The following is a 16,906-nucleotide window of genomic DNA, read 5'->3' on the forward strand; positions in this document are numbered from 1 at the left end:
GCCATGATGCGCTCTCCTGCACAGACCTGTCTACTCCGTTAGGACGGCGTCCACGAGCTTTCCCAGTCGAACGACGGCTTCATAGTCCTCTCGGCTCACCATGTACCCGATGAGTAAGTCCTTGTCGAGCTTGCCCAGCACGCGGAGCTCTCGAAGGTCGCGTAGCGCATCACGCTTCCCGGCCGCGTCGGCCCACCCGTTGTTGCCGTTCCAGAGAATCCGCTCGTAGAGCTTGGTCTCTGCTACTCCGACCGAATCGGGCACCTCGCGTGTTGCCACGTTGAATGCCCCGTTGGCTGCGGCCCAGCCGTGCATCCGCACAGTTGCGAATTCCACCACCCCGACCTGGCTCGTGCTGTCGCTGGGGAGCGCGCGGGAGAGCAGCTTGAGAGTGGGGTGAAGAATCACAACCACGCGCGCCTGGTTCCCGAGATGCCCGGAAGACTTCTCTGTGACGAAGTCGGCACGTTTGAGTGACTCCGGCATCTGGTTCTTCAAGGGAACAGCGACTTGGAGCGGAAGGCCGGCGGCTCGCGCAATGAGCTGACCGAACTCGGCGCCGGGGTCAAAATTGTTCACTCTGTCTGCCCAGGGAATGTAGAAGTACTTGTGGGCGAGTAGCTGAGTTTGCATGGAATCTCCGGAAGTCATATCTCTGAGACTAAACAGAGCCGCCGACAAAGCCGTCGAGAGCATCAAATCGCCCTGCCGCCGGCCGGGCCTGTGGACAACTCTGTGTAATTGCGTTCGAATGTTGTGGATAAGTCCACGTCCTTGAGACGGAATCTTCTCCGCTGGGAACAGAACTGCTGAATACTTTGATGCTGCATTAGTGACCATATGGCCACTAATGGCCACGTGACGGCCCCTGGCGCTGGATTCGTCTACAAGCGACCAAGTTGGTCCTCCTTGCTGTCTTTGAGCGCTAGCGGCCATTTTAATAGGTCATATCGATAGCGCGCTGGTAAGATCTGTTAAAGCACGAACCCCGGTTGACAAGGTGTCCACCGCAATATCAAGGGGTGAAACCGGTCAATCCGGGGTCGTATTATTCCTGGACAGAATTACTCGACTCTAGACTTTTCTGCGTCAGCTCGCAATTGAGCCTGACCGCAGGACGATTGACCGCAGTGCTTCCAAAGAGAGTAGGAATCACATATGAGTAGTTTGAAGCCCGGCAACGCAGCACCGAACTCCGGCCAGTACCGTCAGGTCGGACCGCGCGGCGGAAACACCGGCCACGAGGTGACGGCAGTGCAGGGCAAGCCCCTGCCGCCAACGCAGCGCCCTGGCCAGACGTACGTCCTGGCCGACCGCACCGCGAACGCGGCGGGCGGCAAGAAGTAGTGGCCGCCCCGAAGGCCTCCGGTAAGCCGTCCAAGGGCGCACTCTCCGCCGCCGGCAAGAAGCTGGCGTCCACCGGCACCAGCAAGCCGGACAAGTCGAAGGCTGCTTCAACCCTCGGCAACCCCTGGTAATCGAGTGAGGCGGGGCCCTCGGCCCGCCTCACTCGATTACCAGGGGTTGCCCGCCCGCGAGACGTGGCAAGAATGAGCGGCCGTTGCATCCCCGTTGCCTGGGACCTCGAGAATCCAAGAGCCCTTCCGGCTGGGGTGCCGACGTTTCTCACGGGAGAGGAGCGCGTCGTGCGGGCACAAACGCTGTTGCCGCCGGAACCCCGCAGACGATGTCACCTAGCCAGTTGCTGGCACAGCTGCGCACCCTCGGGGTCAACCGAACTGTTCGGCGGCTTGTTCAGCCTGCCGATTGTGCATATGCGGTTGCTCAGCCCAAGGGGATTCCGGCAATTGGCGGACTTGTTTTCGAAGTTCGAATAGCTTAGACGGACGGCGCCCGTTCAGGGAGCGCCCCGACTCCTAAGCCCAACCGCTCCTGTGCGAGTGAGCTATGGCACCTCAGCTCGAAGTCCGACTGCGGCCCGGGCGCCATGCTGACTGGCCGTCCACGAACCACTTTTAATTGCGACCGGATCCTGTTAATCTGAAGCCATGTGGGATGCCGATGTGCGAAGTGCGCTGCACGCAGCATTGTCGCGCACCCATGCGAACGAGTTGGGGACCACGCGTTTCGTTGACGAGCTAGGTCTCGCTGGGGAGGTCCGTGTCGACGTCGCCGTTCTGAACGGGTCGTTCTCGGGGTACGAGATCAAGAGTGCTCGCGACACGCTCCGCCGGCTCCCGAAGCAGGTCGAGGTCTATTCAAAGATCCTTGACCACGCAACTCTGGTCGTGGCCGACAACCATTTGGACCACGCCATCGACATGCTTCCATTCTGGTGGGGAATAATTACGGCTTCCGCGGCGGATAAGGTCGTGTCCCTGTCAACCCTCCGCCCAGTTCAAGAGAACCCGGCCATAGACAAGAGTTATCTGGCAACCCTTCTCTGGCGTGATGAGGCCCTCGCAGCACTCACAGCCATGGGGCTCGATGCCGGGGTGCGCTCGAAGCCGAATATTCGGCTGTGGGGGCGCTTAGCCGAGAGTCTTTCGGTCGACGAACTCAGGGATTTGGTGAGAAATAGGCTGAGGACTAGGACAAATTGGCGAGCTGATGCAGCGTGACCTCAACGTGTCGGTGCGTGGCCCAGCGGCGCCAGACACTGGAGTTTCCAGGCTTCCCGCCCAAAGTCGCTAGGTCGATCCAGTTGTCCGTCTCTGTGCGAATCGGCTGCGAATAGAGCGGGTGAGCTTGAAGGATGCGTAGGGCCGGCGGAACCGCCTCCCCGCCTTTGCCCCTGCCTCCGCTGGCCTTGTAGAGTCCACCGCGGACGAACAACCACGCTTCCGAAGATGTATATCGAAATGATGCACTGATGGTGAGAAGCTTGGGGTCGACGTCGAGCCGCGGGTCTGGGTTGGCGACGAGGTAGTCAAAGAATCCTGGCCGCAGCGCGGTCGGGAAGAGTGCCTGGCAAGTGGTCTCGAACTGCATCCAGTCGGACCGCTCAATCTCAAACACGCCCTTTCCTGTCGGAAGGTCCTTGGGCCACGCATGGCCTCCGATTGTGATTGTGCGCCAAGCGGAGGCGAAATGGGGCGCACTGAACTCGCCACGAAGCGCTGCGGTGACGAACGAGCTTCTCTCCGCCCCATAGTCCAGAAACAGGTCTACTTCGGTGGTTGCTGTCCCGAGCTTCCTCAGCATTTCTGCGAGGATCGTTGAGTCCTGACTCGGCCACTCGCCATCCCCAAGCCGAATCGCGATACCCAAACCCTGAGCGGCGTTCAATGCGGAAGCACTCTCGAGGGTTTCATCTGTGCTCTCTGATGACACGAGGGGCATGAGCGGCAGGCCCAGCAACGCCGCCCTCTCCACTATCCAAGTGAGTGGATGCACGCCACGAGTCGGGGTCTCATCGTCCAAGAACGCCAGGTCGATATAGGCCGGGGCACCGTTTCGCGCGGTGGCCAGCTTCTGGGGAATGGGCTGGAGATGCGCCTCAACCGACTTCGCGTACGCATCCTTGTCATAGTTCCACTCCCGGGGCGGGACCATGAAGACGGGTGTGAAATCTGCGTGCTGAGCGGCAGTGAGCTGCCCGTACGCGAGCAGTTCTCCCTGTCTCGCCAGCGTGAACGGCCGGTAGTGGGGTGCGGGTATGTGAACTGGCTCGTGCACGCTCATTCGCGTCTCAACTCATCTCAGGTCTGTTCGGTCTAGTAGATTGCACCGAGGCTAGCAAATGAAACAGGTTGAACGGTATATTACGCACTTGCGGCCCTCCCTTTGGGGTGAAAGCGCTGCTCGTTTTGCATACCGGCTGAACGGTACGCTAAGCGCGCGAGGGGTTCTGCTCCTGGATCCTGGCCAAACTACATGGAGGTCTTGTGGGCGACCCATCCTTGAACTTTTCGCGCGCTGCTCCGCGACACCTCGTTCACCGGCAGTCCATTGCCGAGGTATTCGTTACAGAGGTCCTGCGTAGTGGCCCCGACAGTTTTGTCGCAGGCGTGCAGTGGCCTCGGCGGCACGCAGTATTCTCCGCGCCGATGACTCGCTTGGATTCGCACCTGGTCGCCGAAACTATCCGGCAATTGACGATAGTTCTGTGCCACCTTGAGTACGGGGTCCCCCTGGGTGCGAGATTCCTTATGCCCAGCCTCGGGCTCACGATTGAACCGGGTGCAGAAACTGAATTCTCCAACGCCTTGCCCGCGAACTGCACGGTGTTCCTCCATGGGGAAGGCATCGAACGCAAACGGTCCGGCGAGCTCCGCAGCATACGCGTGCGGACAGATTTTCAACGGAATGGACAGGTTGTCGGACGCGGGCATGGTGACGCGACTCTCGCGACGGAAGGCGTCTACCGGCGGCTCCGTGGGACCGCGATTGACAACATGTCGCCCGCGTGGCCGAGGCGGGAATTGGACGTCCTTCCGCCTCGCCTTGTTGGGCACCTGTCGACCTCGGATGTTGTCCTATCCGCAGGCACTGTAAAAAACAAGTGGCCGCTGACAGTCGACACCTCGAATACGGTGTACTTCGACCACCCCCTCGACCACATTCCCGGGATTCTGGCGGTTGAGGCTATGCGGCAAGCGATCCGTGTTGCATCCATGATGCCCGAGGCAGAGCTCGCCTTCTTTGAGGCCACATTCCTTCACGTGCTCGAGTTCGACTCTCTCGCAGTAGTTCAGCTGACCGAGTCGGATGACTTGTTCCACATGAAAATCGTCCAATTCGGCAGAACAGCTGTTCACGCTGTCGCTGGCCTGCACGCTGCGCGAGTCAGCGTGTCGGGAAGACTCGGTCCAGCAGTGTCGGTATTGCGGACAGGGAATCCTTGGCCACAATCGCGGGCAGGAGAATCTCCCACATCTCTCGAACCCGCTGCAACAGGTCATCGCGCCCAGTGAAGACGTCTGAGACCATTTGCACTCCCGTGAACGCGGGAATGATGAAGTGCGCCAGCTTGTCGGAGTCGGTTTCGGGGAGAAGTTCTCCGGCAACCACCGCCGCCCGCGTCAGCGACTCGAAAGTGTCCAACCAGTCCTCGTATGGAAGCGACACGGTCCGGTCGAACGTGGATGCCTCGGTAGTGAGACGGATGCCCGCGCGAACAATGGGGTCGGTGACCAACCGCTCAGCCAAGTCGACGCACAACCGCATCATCGATTCAAGCGGGCCGTCTGCGGAATCAAGGACCCGCTTCGCCCCCGCGGTAGCTATCTCGTGTTCAGCCTCAATCACCGCCAAGGCAACATCTTCCTTGGACTGGAAGTGAAAATACAACGCTCCTTTGGTGACACCGGCGGCCTCCGTGATGTCCGAAAGGGTGGCACCGCCGAACCCCAGGCGATAGAAGACTTCTGCGGCGCCGACGACAACTCGCTCACGAGTAAGTCTCGCTCGATCCTGTTTGATGTTCTGCCTCCCAGCAATAGCGCTCAGGCAATGCTACCGCGCCGGTTTTTCGGATCACCATCGACAGTAGATGCTGATGAAACATAGTCTTTCGGGGCGGCGCGTAACCGTGCTGGGCGCGCATGGGTTCGTTGGCTCGGCCGTTATGGCCGCTTCGGAGGCGCGTGCTGGCATCGCAGTGACGGGTCTGGTGCGGCGATATGAAGGGACCAAGGCACCTGCCCACGGACGCTCATTTGTACTCGGCGACGTGAGCGACGAGGACTCGGTCCGAAGGGCCGTCCAAGGTGCAGACTGCGTTGTCCACGCGGCCAGCTACATCGGATACGACCCGGGCCTCTGTGAGCAGACAAACGTCCTCGGCACGCAAGTCGTGGCAGCCGCCTGCGCCAAGGAGGGCATCAGCCGGCTTGTCTACGTGAGTACCTCCGCCGTGTACGGCCCTGGCCCGCACCGCAATGCCCAGGAAGGCGAGCTCGCGGTCAAGCCCGCGTCGACGCTCAGCTCCAGCAGAGCCGTGGCGGAGCGCATAGTGCTCAGCATGGGCGGGGCGGTCGTCCGTCCACACTTCGTGTACGGAATCGGGGACCGATGGTTCGTTCCCGGAGTTCTCCGCCTCGCCGAGGACCTTGGTGGTCTCGTCGCAAGCGGGACGGCGCTCCATAGCGTGATTCACATAGGAGACCTTGGCGCGGCACTTGCCGCTCTGGCGCTGAAAGAAGGCGACCTCAACTCGAACGTCTTCCACGCTGCGGGTGCCGAGCCTTCTTCTCTGCGGGAGGTACTGTCGGCTGTCGCCCCCCACGCGGCTTTCATGAACCGCTGCCTCTCCGACAAGGAGGCCGAGACCTTTTCGCACCAGAGGGGGCTCTCCTCCCATCAAATCAGCTTGGTGTCCACGGAACACACTTACACCTCGACGAGGCTTCGTGAGGAAATTGGCCTCGATTTGGGCGGCGGGTTCAGGCCTTCCACCGAACAGCTGGCCTGGTACGAGAGGCCAACCGCCCTCTGAGCGCGGTTCGTCGCAATGACGCGGCAGCTGATCCTTTGCTCCCGTCGACCAACTCACACCACTCGCGCCGGCCCCATCGCGCGACGAGTAGGGCGCAGTGCACACGAGGCACTTCCGCACGGGGCACTTCCGCCGTAGGCACTCAAGCGCTCTTCTTGCGGCGACCAAGAGGCAACGTGCGTAGTTCGGGACATGGTTAAGGGCGAGTGGTGCCGGCGTCCCATCGGACGGAATCATGCACAGCTCCATCTCAGAGCTTAAAGTTTTAGATACCGTCTAACCGGTTTTCTGCTATGTTCCTCACATCAGTTCTTCTACGGGGTGCGTCACAGACGGCGAGCCGGGGGGCTGAGAGGGGAGTGTTCAAATGAATCGGAAAATTGTGGGTGCCTTGTCGAGCATGGCTGTGGCCACCGCCTTGGTCCTGAGCGGCGCGATGGCCGCTTCGGCTACGACCACGTATCCGGAGGGCGGGACGTGGAACTACGGGGTGCGGTCCGGAGGAATCTACGGCAGTGGTGGCCAGGTGTACTCCGAGTATCAGCACACGAGCCGAACACACAAGGCCACTGCCTGCGGCTACGGCGGGTGTGCCTATTCGGGCTGGAAGAGTCCGTCTGCGCTGGCGTCCGCCTATTGGTCCCCGATGGCGTCCTCAGGCAACAACGCCTACTACGACGTGCAGTAGTAGCGAGGATGCGAGCGGTCGGCGAGGGGTCCTTGCTCACCGGCCGCTCGCGTTCCCAAGAATGCCCGAACCTGTCCAGCTCGCCACCGCGAGCGACACCATGACTCTGAAAGCAGTAGCTGATGAACGCAGGCGTATTTAGCACCCGGAGCCTCGCCGTCGCAGGGCTGCTCCTGGTCGCGGGGACGTTGTTGACGGCCTGTTCAGCGACAGGATCGACCGCCTCAGTTCCCTCCAGCGGGCCGTGGGCCTCAGAATTCGCTGAGAACTACAAACGAGCGGACAGCGACTTCACGCGCAGCGTATTGGTCGATGGCGTGATCTCGGAGCAGGAATTCGCAGAGACCATCGATGGATTTCGGCGCTGCCTCAGGTCTCACGAGATCAGCATTTCCGACTATCGGTTCGATGGCTCCTTTCGTACGAGTTTTCCGCCTGAACTGGGGAACGACCAGGCCAACACGCTAACGAAGGGCTGTTCTCGCTCGTCAGGGGAGGACTTGATTGCATCCCTCTATACGTGGGTGCATCGCAACCCTAAGAATGTCGACGAGACGCGTATCATCGTCGACTGCCTGATCAGGTCGGGAGTTGTGTCCACTGCTTACAAGGTAGACGACTACCTCGCTGGGGCTATTGCCGACAAGTATCCCTTTTCCGACGAGAAGTCGGGTCGAGAGGCTTTGGAGACTTGCCGCATGGATCCTCTAGGGCTGGGCAAGTGACGCAACACCACCCCATCTTCACCCAAGGCATTCTGATGCGCCCCGCGAGTCGGGAGCAACACACATGCGCAGCCACTTGAATCGCCGACTCGGGCTGGTGGGCTTGGCTGGGATTGTGCTTGTGGCGTTCGGCTTCACGGCCGGCTTGGCATTGGCCGTCCCTCCCGCTGTGCCGCCATCGCTCGCAAAGGACAGGAACGAGTCCTCCAAGTTCGTTCTCGTGCGCCACGAGCTCAAGGACAGCCAAGATGTTCAGCTCAACGTGAAGACGGGCAGTCAAGCACTGCTGTCCGTGCCCGGTTCCGGCATGGTCACGGCGTTGAATTGCTCTATGGGTCAACAATTAAACGCCTGGGAGTCCAACATCTCCATAGACGGCGGTCCAGTGCTCAACCTGTCAACATCGACTCCATTGTGGCGTGACCTGAGAATCGGGGACGCCGGTGCAGACGTCGAGGCCATCCAAACTGAACTTCGACGTTTGGGATATTCGGTGACTGCCGACGGAGTGCTCGGGGAGAGCACGATCCGCATCGTGAATGAACGTCTCGAAGAGCTCGGTGCCACCGCCACCGACCCCACCCTTCTCTCGCGGTCGCGAATCATGTGGCTGCCGGCGCCCTCGGTCATTGCTGCCAGTTGCGCGGCAGCTCTCGGTGCCCCGATTGCTGCAGGCCAGCCCGTTGCCGACCTGCAGCCACCCGTTACTGCCGTCGCCGTCGTAAACATGCCAATGGACCTCCTGCCCGGGAATCGTGTGGTCGCCATAGACGATGTCCGGTTCGTCGTTGATGAGGCAGGCCAGATCAGCTCAGGTGATGATTTGGTGCGTTTCGCGAGCCTTCCGGTCTATTTGGCATCCAACGGCCCCGCCGCGGGAGTTGGCGCTTCGTCCACCAACGGGGTCTCGGGCAGTCCGACCGCCCTGCCTGGAGGCATGAGCGCCCAACTCGAACTCGCCGAGGCAATCGAGGCATGGGCCGTCCCTCCGGGTTCGCTGTACTCAATTCGTGGGAACCGGGCCTGTGTGTCCGAGAATGGCCGTGGCGTCAAGGTCACCGTCGCCGGATCTGAACTTGGGAAGTCGTACGTGACATTTGAACTACCGCGCCAAGCGCCGGCATCCGTCGACGTGGAACCGGCTCAGAAGCTCACGTGCTAGCGCTCAACGAACAGCGAGAAGCAGTAGGCGCGGGCGCGGGCAGAGCCCGGGCCCAAGTAGACTTGTGCGATGTCCGCCACAAGTTCGCGGGCGGGGAATTCCTCTTCCGACCGCTCAACGCAACCCTGCTCCCGGGACAGCGTTACGCCCTGACCGGAGCTTCAGGTTCGGGCAAATCGACTCTACTGAGCATTCTGGCTGGCTGGCTTGATCCGAGCGAGGGCACGGTCCTGCGGCACGGTCTGCAGAGCATCGGATGGGTATTTCAGAATCCGCACGGGTCAGCTCGCAGATCCGTCGTCGACCATGTCGTGTTGCCTTTGCTGGCGACGGGAGCGTCCCGACGCCACGCCGAAACGCAAGCTCGCCTAGTGCTCGAAGCGTTCCAGCTGGCACACCGGGCTGACGATGCGTTCAGCGTTCTCTCCGGAGGCGAAGCCCAGCGTTTGATGCTTGCGCGGGCCGTTGCGTCTTCCCCCGACCTTCTCCTTGTCGATGAGCCAACAGCGCAACTCGACATGAGGACGGCCGAGACGGTCAACACGGCGCTTCAATTAGTCTCCGCGGGTGGAAGTATCGTCGTCGTCGCGACGCATGACGAGCGGACGGCTGACGCCTGCGACCAGACAATTGCGCTTTCTGAATGACGATGCGCCTAAGAAGTGTTGTCTCGGAGGCGCTGCGCAATGTTGGGACACGAAGTAGCCGACCACTGCTCAGCTTTGCTCTGTTCGCAATAGTTGTGGGAGCCCTTGCACTGTTCGACCTCTTTGGAATCAAGGCGATCCTCTCTGAGTCTCGAGCATTCTTGAACTCGGGGGCAGCGATATCCATAATCAGTGCGCCTGGTGAAATCGACGGGGCAGCATGTGACAACCTGAATTCGCTCTCGGGAGTCAACGCTGCTGGGGCAATCGCAGAGAGCGTACCCATCCGCTTCCTTGCTTTGCCGTCATCGGCGGTCCCCGTGAAGCGCGTATCACCCGGATTCGTCGAGCTGCTCGCAACCCGCTCTGACTCCTCGGTTGCTGGCCTCTACCTGTCGAGCGAGTTGGCGCGCGCACTCGCTGTGAACGTGGGCGATCCAGTGCAGACTGCGCCTGGCACAGCATCCGTGGCAGGGGTATATGACTACCCCGACGACGGACGGGCACCGGGTCTTGGCTGGGCCGTTCTGGTCGTTGAACCGGCAGCAGGGATGTTCGACGCCTGCTGGGAGAGCGTCCCCAACGCCGTATCTACTGGCGGAGACTATTTACTCACCACGGTTTCAGAAAATCCCACAGAAAGCCCGACGTTCGGGCAGCTGAACACCACGCTGGGCAAGAAGTTCGACGCTCGGCACGAGTTCATCAATCGTCCGTCCTCAATGGTTGTCGTGGCTGCGGGCGCATTTGGACTCATGCTTGGCTTCGGGTCCAAACGCGTCAGGCGCCTTGAGCTTGCGTCTGCCCTCCACGTAGGTGTCACGAAGTCGGCACTCGTCGTTCAGGTCGTGATTGAAGAAGCGGTCTGGCTGGTGGCGGCAAACGCAGTCGTCCTTGGGGCCGCCGGATGGGTCATCCAATCCGAACTCGACGTAGATGCCCTAGTCGTCTTCGCAAATGGGCTTCGGACTGCATTCTCGGCCACGGCATGTGTGTTCATAGGTGCGGCGGCCTCAGTCTTCATGACTCAGGAAAAGGACCTTTTCCGATACTTCAAGGCTCGCTAGCTGTTGCAGTAAATACGCGGCACACACCCGGCCGGATTGGATCGCACCTTCCTCAAAGCCGCTCGGCGTCGTGTGTCAACGATGGGATGAAATGTCTGATGTGCTCGGAGTTCTAACGCACTTGCCTGCTGCCGCCGGCGCGGCCGCCATCATTTATGGGCTTGTCTATTTTGGGCTGAGGAGACTGCGGCCACGTCCGCGGTTGCATGTTCTGGTCGCCGAGTACGCGCTAGTGGCCTGGGCGTCCCTGTTCCTGTTCGTGACCCAATTCATGCAATTCGGCAATGGTCTGGGCAAACTGTTTAATCTAATACCTCTTCGGTCGTTCTACATTGCCTGGAACTACGGCATCGAGAACGCCGAGAGCCTTGCGCAAGTTGGCCTCAACGTCGTGATTACCGCGCCACTTGGATTTCTACTCCCGGTGGTATCGTCGCGAAGATTCCACCGCTTCACGCCGATTCTGTTGGTCGGCTTGGCGCTGACGGTGGCCACGGAACTATCCCAAATGACAACGGGGAGAAGCGCGGACATCGACGACGTCCTTGCCAATTCTGTGGGCGTTGTCGTCGGATATTCGCTCAACGTGCTCGTGCAAGCCGCCGCAGGCTACCGTCGGCGACACGCGACGCACCCGACACTCGCCGTGAGGCAACGACCTGAACGACTCATCGCTGCAATCTCAACTCTCGCACTCGCGTGTGCACCGTTTATTGCTGTGGTGGCAAAGAACAACCTGGACCCAGTTGGCCACGTGTACTACGGGCAGATACTGCCCACGGAGGTTGACACGTCCGGACCCGTATCGCCCGACGGCGGCGAGAGCGCGATCTACCGAAATGTGCAGCTCGAATCAACCACAGCCCTCCTGGCGCGCCTGCGCGGGTATACAGGATCCTCAGACAGCTGCTCGTTCGCGGACGAAACATGGACATGTGCGACCGGTACTTCCAAACGGCTGTTCGTAGATGCTTTCAACCGGTGGAGTATCGCCTACGACTACGGGGATTCAAGGGCCCCGAACGTGGACCTCATTCCAGAGGAGCCCCTTGCCGTCGACCACGCCCACGTCGCGCTTCGCGCCCTTCACGTCGACCCCGACACCTTGGCGTATGTGGGGTTGGCTGACGGGTGGGGTGACCCCTACAGGCATCTCGTCTTCAGGCAACGCGTGCAGACGAAGGGCCAAATGGTTTGGGGCAACGTCACCGTCACCATTGGTGCGAATGGCTCCGTTGTTGAGGTCTCCGATAGGCGCACCTACAACGCGCTGTATGAGCGCGTCAGCACGATTTCTCCTCAGGCCTCCCTGCGGATCGCCGCGGAGGTCGGGCTGGACGGAGGCCCCGGGACAGCAGAGATATCGGATCTACAGGCGTCGTTCTGGTTCAATGAGGACACGGGCTACCTCATACCTACATGGCAGGTCAGCGCGGAATACACATCCGGTGGGGGCCAGACTCTTGATTGGGAATCAAACATCGACGCGAGACGATGAGCTACAGCCGTTTTTGGTTCCAGGCCGTGCTGAAGACCTATCCCGTCTTCCCACAGCGACCAAAAACCACCAGGTGTAGCGTGACCTGAGATCATGGTTACAGGCAGGCGACTCCGGCCTGGGTGCAAGACCACAACGAAAAAGACCCGCCGGCGGGTGTCATGAGGTCGAGCATGTTAGTGGGTCTCCTCTCGCTCGCGCATTCGTGATGCCGTGCGTGCTCCTCAACCTATCGCGGTGCCCCTACGCCGTCACAGCTAGTGGCAACAACCGGATTGAAATGGTCCACATATTTGAAGCCCGCTCAAATGAGGTTGAGGTACTGACGAGCTGCCTGCAACAGCTGTGTCGCAACGACATTCGCGGCGACATTTCCTGTGAGGGCCACAGCACCATCCGCGATTCTCTCCCCAAATTGCCTGAGCCGGCTCACCCGTTCGGGCGAAGCCACGGATGAAACTATCTCAGCGAGTTCCTCAACGTCCTTGATTCCCAAGCCCAATTCAGTCACTGCGGCAACGAAAGCTGGCAAGTCTCCGGCACCGACACGAACACTCTGGTTGAAACCTTCGCCATGGCCAATGCTATTTCCATTGCCGTAGATGATGTTGGTCACGGTCCAGACCGTATTCGCGACCTCTAAATCAGCGACCGTTGGCCCTCCTTCCGTGCCTGCGCTTGGGAATTCGGCCTGAAGTTCAAGTGCGAGTTCAAGCGCCTTGTTGCGAATTGAATCGATAACGCCGAGAACCACGCTTCGGGGCAGGACTTTTACAGCGCTGAACAGGTTCATCCAGGGGAATGAGGGCACAAGCTCTTCGTCCTCCCACTTGTTCCAGTGGCCTATCGCTCGGGGCGACCACTCGACTCCGGCGTCGTCGTCCTGGCTGGCTAAGCGCTCCAATTCAGCCAACGGTTGGGTCAAGCTCGCACGGAATAGAACTTCAACCGCACCCTCGGGGACACCTTGCTCCGAAATGACGTGCACTAGCCGGGCACCGCCTGGGCCGGCATAGGTGCCCCGTACAGGAGACGAAAGCGGTCCCCGGTACAGGGGCAGTGGCACCACACCCTCCACCGGATAGCCGTTGAGCTCATGGCTGACCCAGTTCTTGAGCTCGACGGAATCAAGGCGATGGGCGAGAACTTGAATCTTCCGCAGGAGGTCGCTGGTTGCCGTGCAACCGTCAGATGCACCGTCGATGATTTGGTTGAGGAGGGTCATCCTCCGATTGTCCCAATGACCTGCGACATCAGGCGCGACTTCCCGGTCGGCCGCCCGGTACCCCTCGGGCCTGGTGAATGGCCTCGTCCCAGCCAGTATCAGTCCGGCCAAGTGCGGCCATCCTGTTCGGGTATGCCGAGGCCAGCCCGGTGAGTGACCGGGACCGGGAGAGTGGCCGTAACCAGTCGCACCTTGCTTGCCAGGAGTGCACCGTTGGTATCAGGCAGGGTGGGCCTGCAAGAACACTGCCGTCCTACCGGGCTATCCTCCGGCTTTCACAAGGCTTCTCCGGGCGCACCCGGACGCCGCAATCCGCGCAATACCAAGCCCCCACAACGGCCGCCGTCGGCCGCAGGCAGGATGGGCAGTTTGGAGGGGTGAGGAAATCAAGTTCGTCTTCCATCTCGCGAGAGTATCCGACCCCGACGGGAGCACCAGTGGTCTTGGCTTGGCGGGCTGCACGATTACACGGTTGGCTCGAACACCCGTCTCTGAGGACGATGATAGTTGTTGGGGTCTCTCGCGGCGGTTTTGCGGAGGCGAACTGGTGCGGCGGAGGCAGTCTGTCCGGCCGGAAAACTTGGGGGAATCATGGCCGAAAACGCCTATGTCTACGTGCTCTATGACGCGCAGGGACGCGTCAGCTACGTCGGAATCGGGAGCCGTCAGCGGCCTTACGAAACGCACAACGATGACTACAACGAAGCACTAGCGTTCTCCAGCGATGTCAGAATCACCCCGATTCCCTTTGACTCTCGCCATGACGCCGAGCTCGCTGAGTCCCTATTGATTCGCGTGTTGGCCGACGCCGGGGCCCACGGTGTGGCGCTGACGAATCGTTCGGGGATGAAAGGCACTTCTGACCTCGTGCCCTTGGTCGCTCAGCGAGAGGGCTCGCTCAACTACCGGGACCTTCGCAAGTCGATAATCGTCAAAGTCTCACCCATGAAAATCGACGAGGTCAGGGACGTCGTCAGTGGCGTTACTCCCGATGCCGTCGCAGCGGAGCGTTGTCGAAAGTGGTGGCGAATCAGGAGTGTCGTTGAACGCGGCGACGACATCCGACAACTCGTCGCAATCTCGACCAGTGATGTGAAGCCACGGCGGGTACTCGGAATCTGGGAGACCAAGCCCGTCGCTGAATGGGACGTCGTCGGAAAGGCCATTGAACTCGTCGACCCGTCATCGGGCGACGTCGGCGGACACCAAGGCAAGACTTTCGACTGGGACGGCTACAGCCTGCAAAACCTGGGCTACAGCACGGACATTCGTTCGGGATGGTCTCAGGCCCCAAATTGAGGAAGCGAAGCGCACCCTATGCTCCTCCACGTGAGGCGTCCACGAGTTTGCCGGCTGTACGGGACACCGGGACCAACGTACGGCCCCTCATCCGGCCGACAGTCGAAATCGGCACCATTGCTTTTTTCGGCCTAATCTTTCTGGCCGGGGTTTCGAATGGAGGAAGCCTGGATTGGAGCGCGAAGCCACCCGGGCCTGGACTTGTGCAAATCGGAAGGGCCGCGATGGACGATGCGCCTTGGGTCCTGACCTCACTCCTAGGAGTGATACTTGCCTTCTACGGGGCCTTGATAGGCCAGTCGCTCACCGGTCTCGGCATTGCGCCATCAACTCGCACGCGCAACACATTGGGGATAGGCGCGCAGTTCCTTTCGGGCACAATGCTCGTTTTCATCATTCTTTCAATCGTTGCCTGTTTTGATGACCCAGCCCAAACCCCACGCTTGTTCGGCATCATTGTGGTCGGTGGGACGCTGATCCTGCTCGGGGCTGGTACGGGAGCCTTCGTGTTCGGGACGCGAAGCGAACGAGCACGGTTCGCAGAGCAAGAGATTCGAGCTGCCCAGACGGCGCAAGACAAGCTGCGCCCCAGCATCAAACCGAGCTCGGCCTGGTGGTCCCTCTCAGCGACGACTATTGCACTATGCATTTTGCCGACGGCACTCCTCGGCATCCTCCGCGCCCTCGGTCTGGACCTAGGGCCCTGGGTCACGTTCAGCGCCGTCTACTCAATCTTGAGCCTCATCGCGGTCAGCCTGCTCCTGCTCTTCACATACGGGCTGCTAGTAGGACGAACTTCTCGCGGGTCGGCGATTGCGTCGTGGCTCGGCGTCCTGGGGTATGCCGGCTTCTTCATCTGGCTTGGGATCCAGCTCGCGACAACAGGAGCACAGGAGATGGCGGTTCCGGGCTGGGCTGTCGTGGGAGCCGTCCTGTTAGCGGGTCTCACCTCTTGGTTGCCCGTCGCGCGAGGGCGTGGCCCCGTCCGGCACCGATGGACTTACGGTGCCGCGCTGACGGGGCTGGCGAATCAACGCCTCACTGAGTACATAACCAAACGGAATGACCTCCTCGTGGAGCTGGGACGGTCAGAGGCGGACCAAAAATGACTTTTCAGAATCGCCTGCGGACCCGGATAGATGACTTCACCAGGATCTCCCGTCGGCATGAGACGATGTGATTTGGCGCACATGAGACGGTCGAACTCTCGCCTACCCGCGGCCGGCTAGCGAGTTGAGAGTGCTCAAGAAGTTCTTGGGGGGGGTGACGCTGTGCTCTCTGGCACTCCCGTACATAGCGGGTAGGGTTCGGCGCGCGGCCGGACGGGGCGGACATTGACCCTGCAGCGCAGCCCGGCCATGCAAGAGCCGCCGATCCGCCAGTTCCGGTCCTCCGAGCGGGCAGCGGCCGGCCCTCCTTAGCTGCGCTTGCACCATCGTCTTGACAACTATTCCAACGTCTCGTCACCATTCAACGGTCGCGGCGTCGCGAGCCTTCTTCAGGAGCTCGTCGGGTTGGTCTAGGTGTTCCACCGGCCGTTCACCCCTGAAGTAGCCGGAGGGGGAACAGAGCCAGATGGCAAGGTCATCCTGTGCCCAGCTCACGTCGCGCGCGAGGTCAACTAGGTCGGCAATTACGGGTTTGACCTGTCCAGATTCGAACTGGAAGCCGGGATACACGTACACGTCCCCAGGTTTGACCGCGAGAAGCACCCCATCTGCTCTCATCACCGAGACCCGGGTGCTGTCGGCCTGCGCCAGGCCGAGAACGCGTAGAACTTCGTCGGAAGTGAGCAGCCCCCAGGTTGCGTGAATTTCCCGCCAGACCGATTCAACGCTCATGGCTATCACCGGACGGCGCAACCGGCTCAATCCGGCGGATCCGGCTGGTGATGTGCCAGTAAAAATCGACCATCTCATCGTCGGAGGTCATCGTCCACCGTCCGGCCTCCCCCACTCGGCATGCCTCAAGGGTGCGAAGCGGCCTCTCTACGTCATTGAAGCTGGCTGGGCGCCCCGGGCCGGGGATCCGAGTGACCGTCATGGCATCCAAGTCGAGGATGTGCGAGCTGCCCTGCGTGACGACGCGCCAGACACCGCCCTCGTCACCCACCAAGACGGTGCCTTCCTGTTCTTGAGTCATTCTTCGCTGATCCTCCTTGTCGTCTAGGTCATGGACAGCCGCCAGGCTCCACC

At 60.8% G+C, this 16,906-nt stretch carries 18 protein-coding genes and 1 pseudogene; 13 read left to right on the top strand and 6 right to left on the bottom strand.

The annotated features are described in order from the left end of the window. Positions 1 to 30: 30 nt before the first annotated feature. Positions 31 to 651, bottom strand: a complete 621-nt coding sequence (locus E3O49_RS06785; protein ID WP_134451214.1) for a hypothetical protein — start codon at positions 649 to 651, stop codon at positions 31 to 33. Positions 652 to 1,158: 507 nt separating this feature from the next. On the opposite strand from E3O49_RS06785, the gene E3O49_RS06790 reads away from it, so the two are divergent. The 3 genes from E3O49_RS06790 to E3O49_RS06795 all read left to right on the top strand — a co-directional run bounded on the left by E3O49_RS06790 (position 1,159) and on the right by E3O49_RS06795 (position 2,582). After that, positions 1,159 to 1,347: a hypothetical protein gene (locus E3O49_RS06790; protein WP_134451216.1), complete on the top strand. Its 189-nt coding sequence runs from the start codon at positions 1,159 to 1,161 to the stop codon at positions 1,345 to 1,347. Then, positions 1,347 to 1,478, top strand: a complete 132-nt coding sequence (locus E3O49_RS18525) for a hypothetical protein (RefSeq protein ID WP_256359914.1) — start codon at positions 1,347 to 1,349, stop codon at positions 1,476 to 1,478. Before E3O49_RS06790 ends, E3O49_RS18525 begins: the two co-directional genes overlap by 1 nt. A 531-nt stretch (positions 1,479 to 2,009) precedes the next feature. Further along, complete coding sequence (locus E3O49_RS06795) at positions 2,010 to 2,582, top strand: sce7726 family protein (RefSeq protein WP_134451218.1); 573 nt, start codon at positions 2,010 to 2,012, stop codon at positions 2,580 to 2,582. Here the strand turns inward: E3O49_RS06795 and E3O49_RS06800 are convergent. Beyond that, positions 2,551 to 3,645, bottom strand: a complete 1,095-nt coding sequence (locus tag E3O49_RS06800) for a beta family protein (RefSeq protein ID WP_134451219.1) — start codon at positions 3,643 to 3,645, stop codon at positions 2,551 to 2,553. The two genes, E3O49_RS06795 and E3O49_RS06800, sit on opposite strands and share 32 nt — an antisense overlap. Before the next feature lie 203 nt (positions 3,646 to 3,848). Between E3O49_RS06800 and E3O49_RS19000 the strand changes: the two genes are divergently transcribed. Beyond that, on the top strand, positions 3,849 to 4,877 hold the full coding sequence (locus E3O49_RS19000; protein ID WP_160141044.1) for a ScbA/BarX family gamma-butyrolactone biosynthesis protein: 1,029 nt from the start codon (positions 3,849 to 3,851) through the stop codon (positions 4,875 to 4,877). On the opposite strand, the pseudogene E3O49_RS17050 reads toward E3O49_RS19000, so the two are convergent. Then, positions 4,870 to 5,412 (bottom strand): annotated as a pseudogene (locus E3O49_RS17050) (ScbR family autoregulator-binding transcription factor); the annotation flags it as partial. The gene E3O49_RS19000 and the pseudogene E3O49_RS17050 sit on opposite strands and share 8 nt — an antisense overlap. A 49-nt stretch (positions 5,413 to 5,461) precedes the next feature. Between E3O49_RS17050 and E3O49_RS06815 the strand changes: the two are divergent. From E3O49_RS06815 to E3O49_RS06845, 7 genes are all read left to right on the top strand, one after another. Next, positions 5,462 to 6,400, top strand: a complete 939-nt coding sequence (locus E3O49_RS06815; protein ID WP_256359915.1) for an NAD-dependent epimerase/dehydratase family protein — start codon at positions 5,462 to 5,464, stop codon at positions 6,398 to 6,400. Between the two features lie 367 nt (positions 6,401 to 6,767). Continuing rightward, on the top strand, positions 6,768 to 7,088 hold the full coding sequence (locus E3O49_RS06820; protein ID WP_134451225.1) for a lactococcin 972 family bacteriocin: 321 nt from the start codon (positions 6,768 to 6,770) through the stop codon (positions 7,086 to 7,088). 122 nt (positions 7,089 to 7,210) lie between these two features. Beyond that, positions 7,211 to 7,813, top strand: coding sequence for a hypothetical protein (locus tag E3O49_RS06825; RefSeq protein ID WP_134451227.1), 603 nt, complete (start codon positions 7,211 to 7,213; stop codon positions 7,811 to 7,813). Between the two features lie 64 nt (positions 7,814 to 7,877). Continuing rightward, positions 7,878 to 8,975, top strand: coding sequence for a peptidoglycan-binding protein (locus tag E3O49_RS06830; protein ID WP_134451228.1), 1,098 nt, complete (start codon positions 7,878 to 7,880; stop codon positions 8,973 to 8,975). Beyond that, the gene (locus tag E3O49_RS06835; protein ID WP_134451230.1) at positions 8,969 to 9,622 is read left to right on the top strand and encodes an ABC transporter ATP-binding protein; all 654 of its coding nucleotides are present in this window, start codon (positions 8,969 to 8,971) and stop codon (positions 9,620 to 9,622) included. Before E3O49_RS06830 ends, E3O49_RS06835 begins: the two co-directional genes overlap by 7 nt. Beyond that, on the top strand, positions 9,619 to 10,689 hold the full coding sequence (locus tag E3O49_RS06840; protein WP_134451232.1) for a hypothetical protein: 1,071 nt from the start codon (positions 9,619 to 9,621) through the stop codon (positions 10,687 to 10,689). The genes E3O49_RS06835 and E3O49_RS06840 overlap by 4 nt, the downstream gene beginning before the upstream one ends. Positions 10,690 to 10,780: 91 nt before the next feature. Beyond that, positions 10,781 to 12,187: a VanZ family protein gene (locus E3O49_RS06845; RefSeq protein WP_134451233.1), complete on the top strand. Its 1,407-nt coding sequence runs from the start codon at positions 10,781 to 10,783 to the stop codon at positions 12,185 to 12,187. Positions 12,188 to 12,491: 304 nt separating this feature from the next. Here the strand turns inward: E3O49_RS06845 and E3O49_RS06850 are convergent, their stop codons facing one another. Further along, positions 12,492 to 13,412 carry an AbiTii domain-containing protein gene (locus E3O49_RS06850; RefSeq protein ID WP_134451235.1) on the bottom strand — a complete coding sequence of 307 codons (921 nt, stop codon included), beginning with the start codon at positions 13,410 to 13,412 and terminating at the stop codon, positions 12,492 to 12,494. A gap of 591 nt (positions 13,413 to 14,003) precedes the next feature. Between E3O49_RS06850 and E3O49_RS06855 the strand changes: the two genes are divergently transcribed. Both E3O49_RS06855 and E3O49_RS06860 read left to right on the top strand, forming a co-directional pair. Then, positions 14,004 to 14,711 (top strand): GIY-YIG nuclease family protein, encoded by a 708-nt coding sequence (locus E3O49_RS06855; protein WP_134451237.1) that lies wholly within the window; start codon positions 14,004 to 14,006, stop codon positions 14,709 to 14,711. 263 nt (positions 14,712 to 14,974) lie between these two features. After that, on the top strand, positions 14,975 to 15,820 hold the full coding sequence (locus E3O49_RS06860; RefSeq protein ID WP_134451239.1) for a hypothetical protein: 846 nt from the start codon (positions 14,975 to 14,977) through the stop codon (positions 15,818 to 15,820). A gap of 354 nt (positions 15,821 to 16,174) precedes the next feature. On the opposite strand, the gene E3O49_RS06865 is transcribed toward E3O49_RS06860, so the two are convergent. Further along, positions 16,175 to 16,552, bottom strand: a complete 378-nt coding sequence (locus E3O49_RS06865; protein ID WP_134451241.1) for a hypothetical protein — start codon at positions 16,550 to 16,552, stop codon at positions 16,175 to 16,177. Further along, on the bottom strand, positions 16,542 to 16,853 hold the full coding sequence (locus E3O49_RS06870; RefSeq protein ID WP_134451243.1) for a hypothetical protein: 312 nt from the start codon (positions 16,851 to 16,853) through the stop codon (positions 16,542 to 16,544). The genes E3O49_RS06865 and E3O49_RS06870 overlap by 11 nt, the downstream gene beginning before the upstream one ends. Positions 16,854 to 16,906: the final 53 nt, after the last annotated feature.

The organism is Cryobacterium shii (assembly GCF_004402595.1).
In the GTDB taxonomy this organism is placed as follows: Bacteria; Actinomycetota; Actinomycetes; order Actinomycetales; family Microbacteriaceae; genus Cryobacterium; species Cryobacterium shii.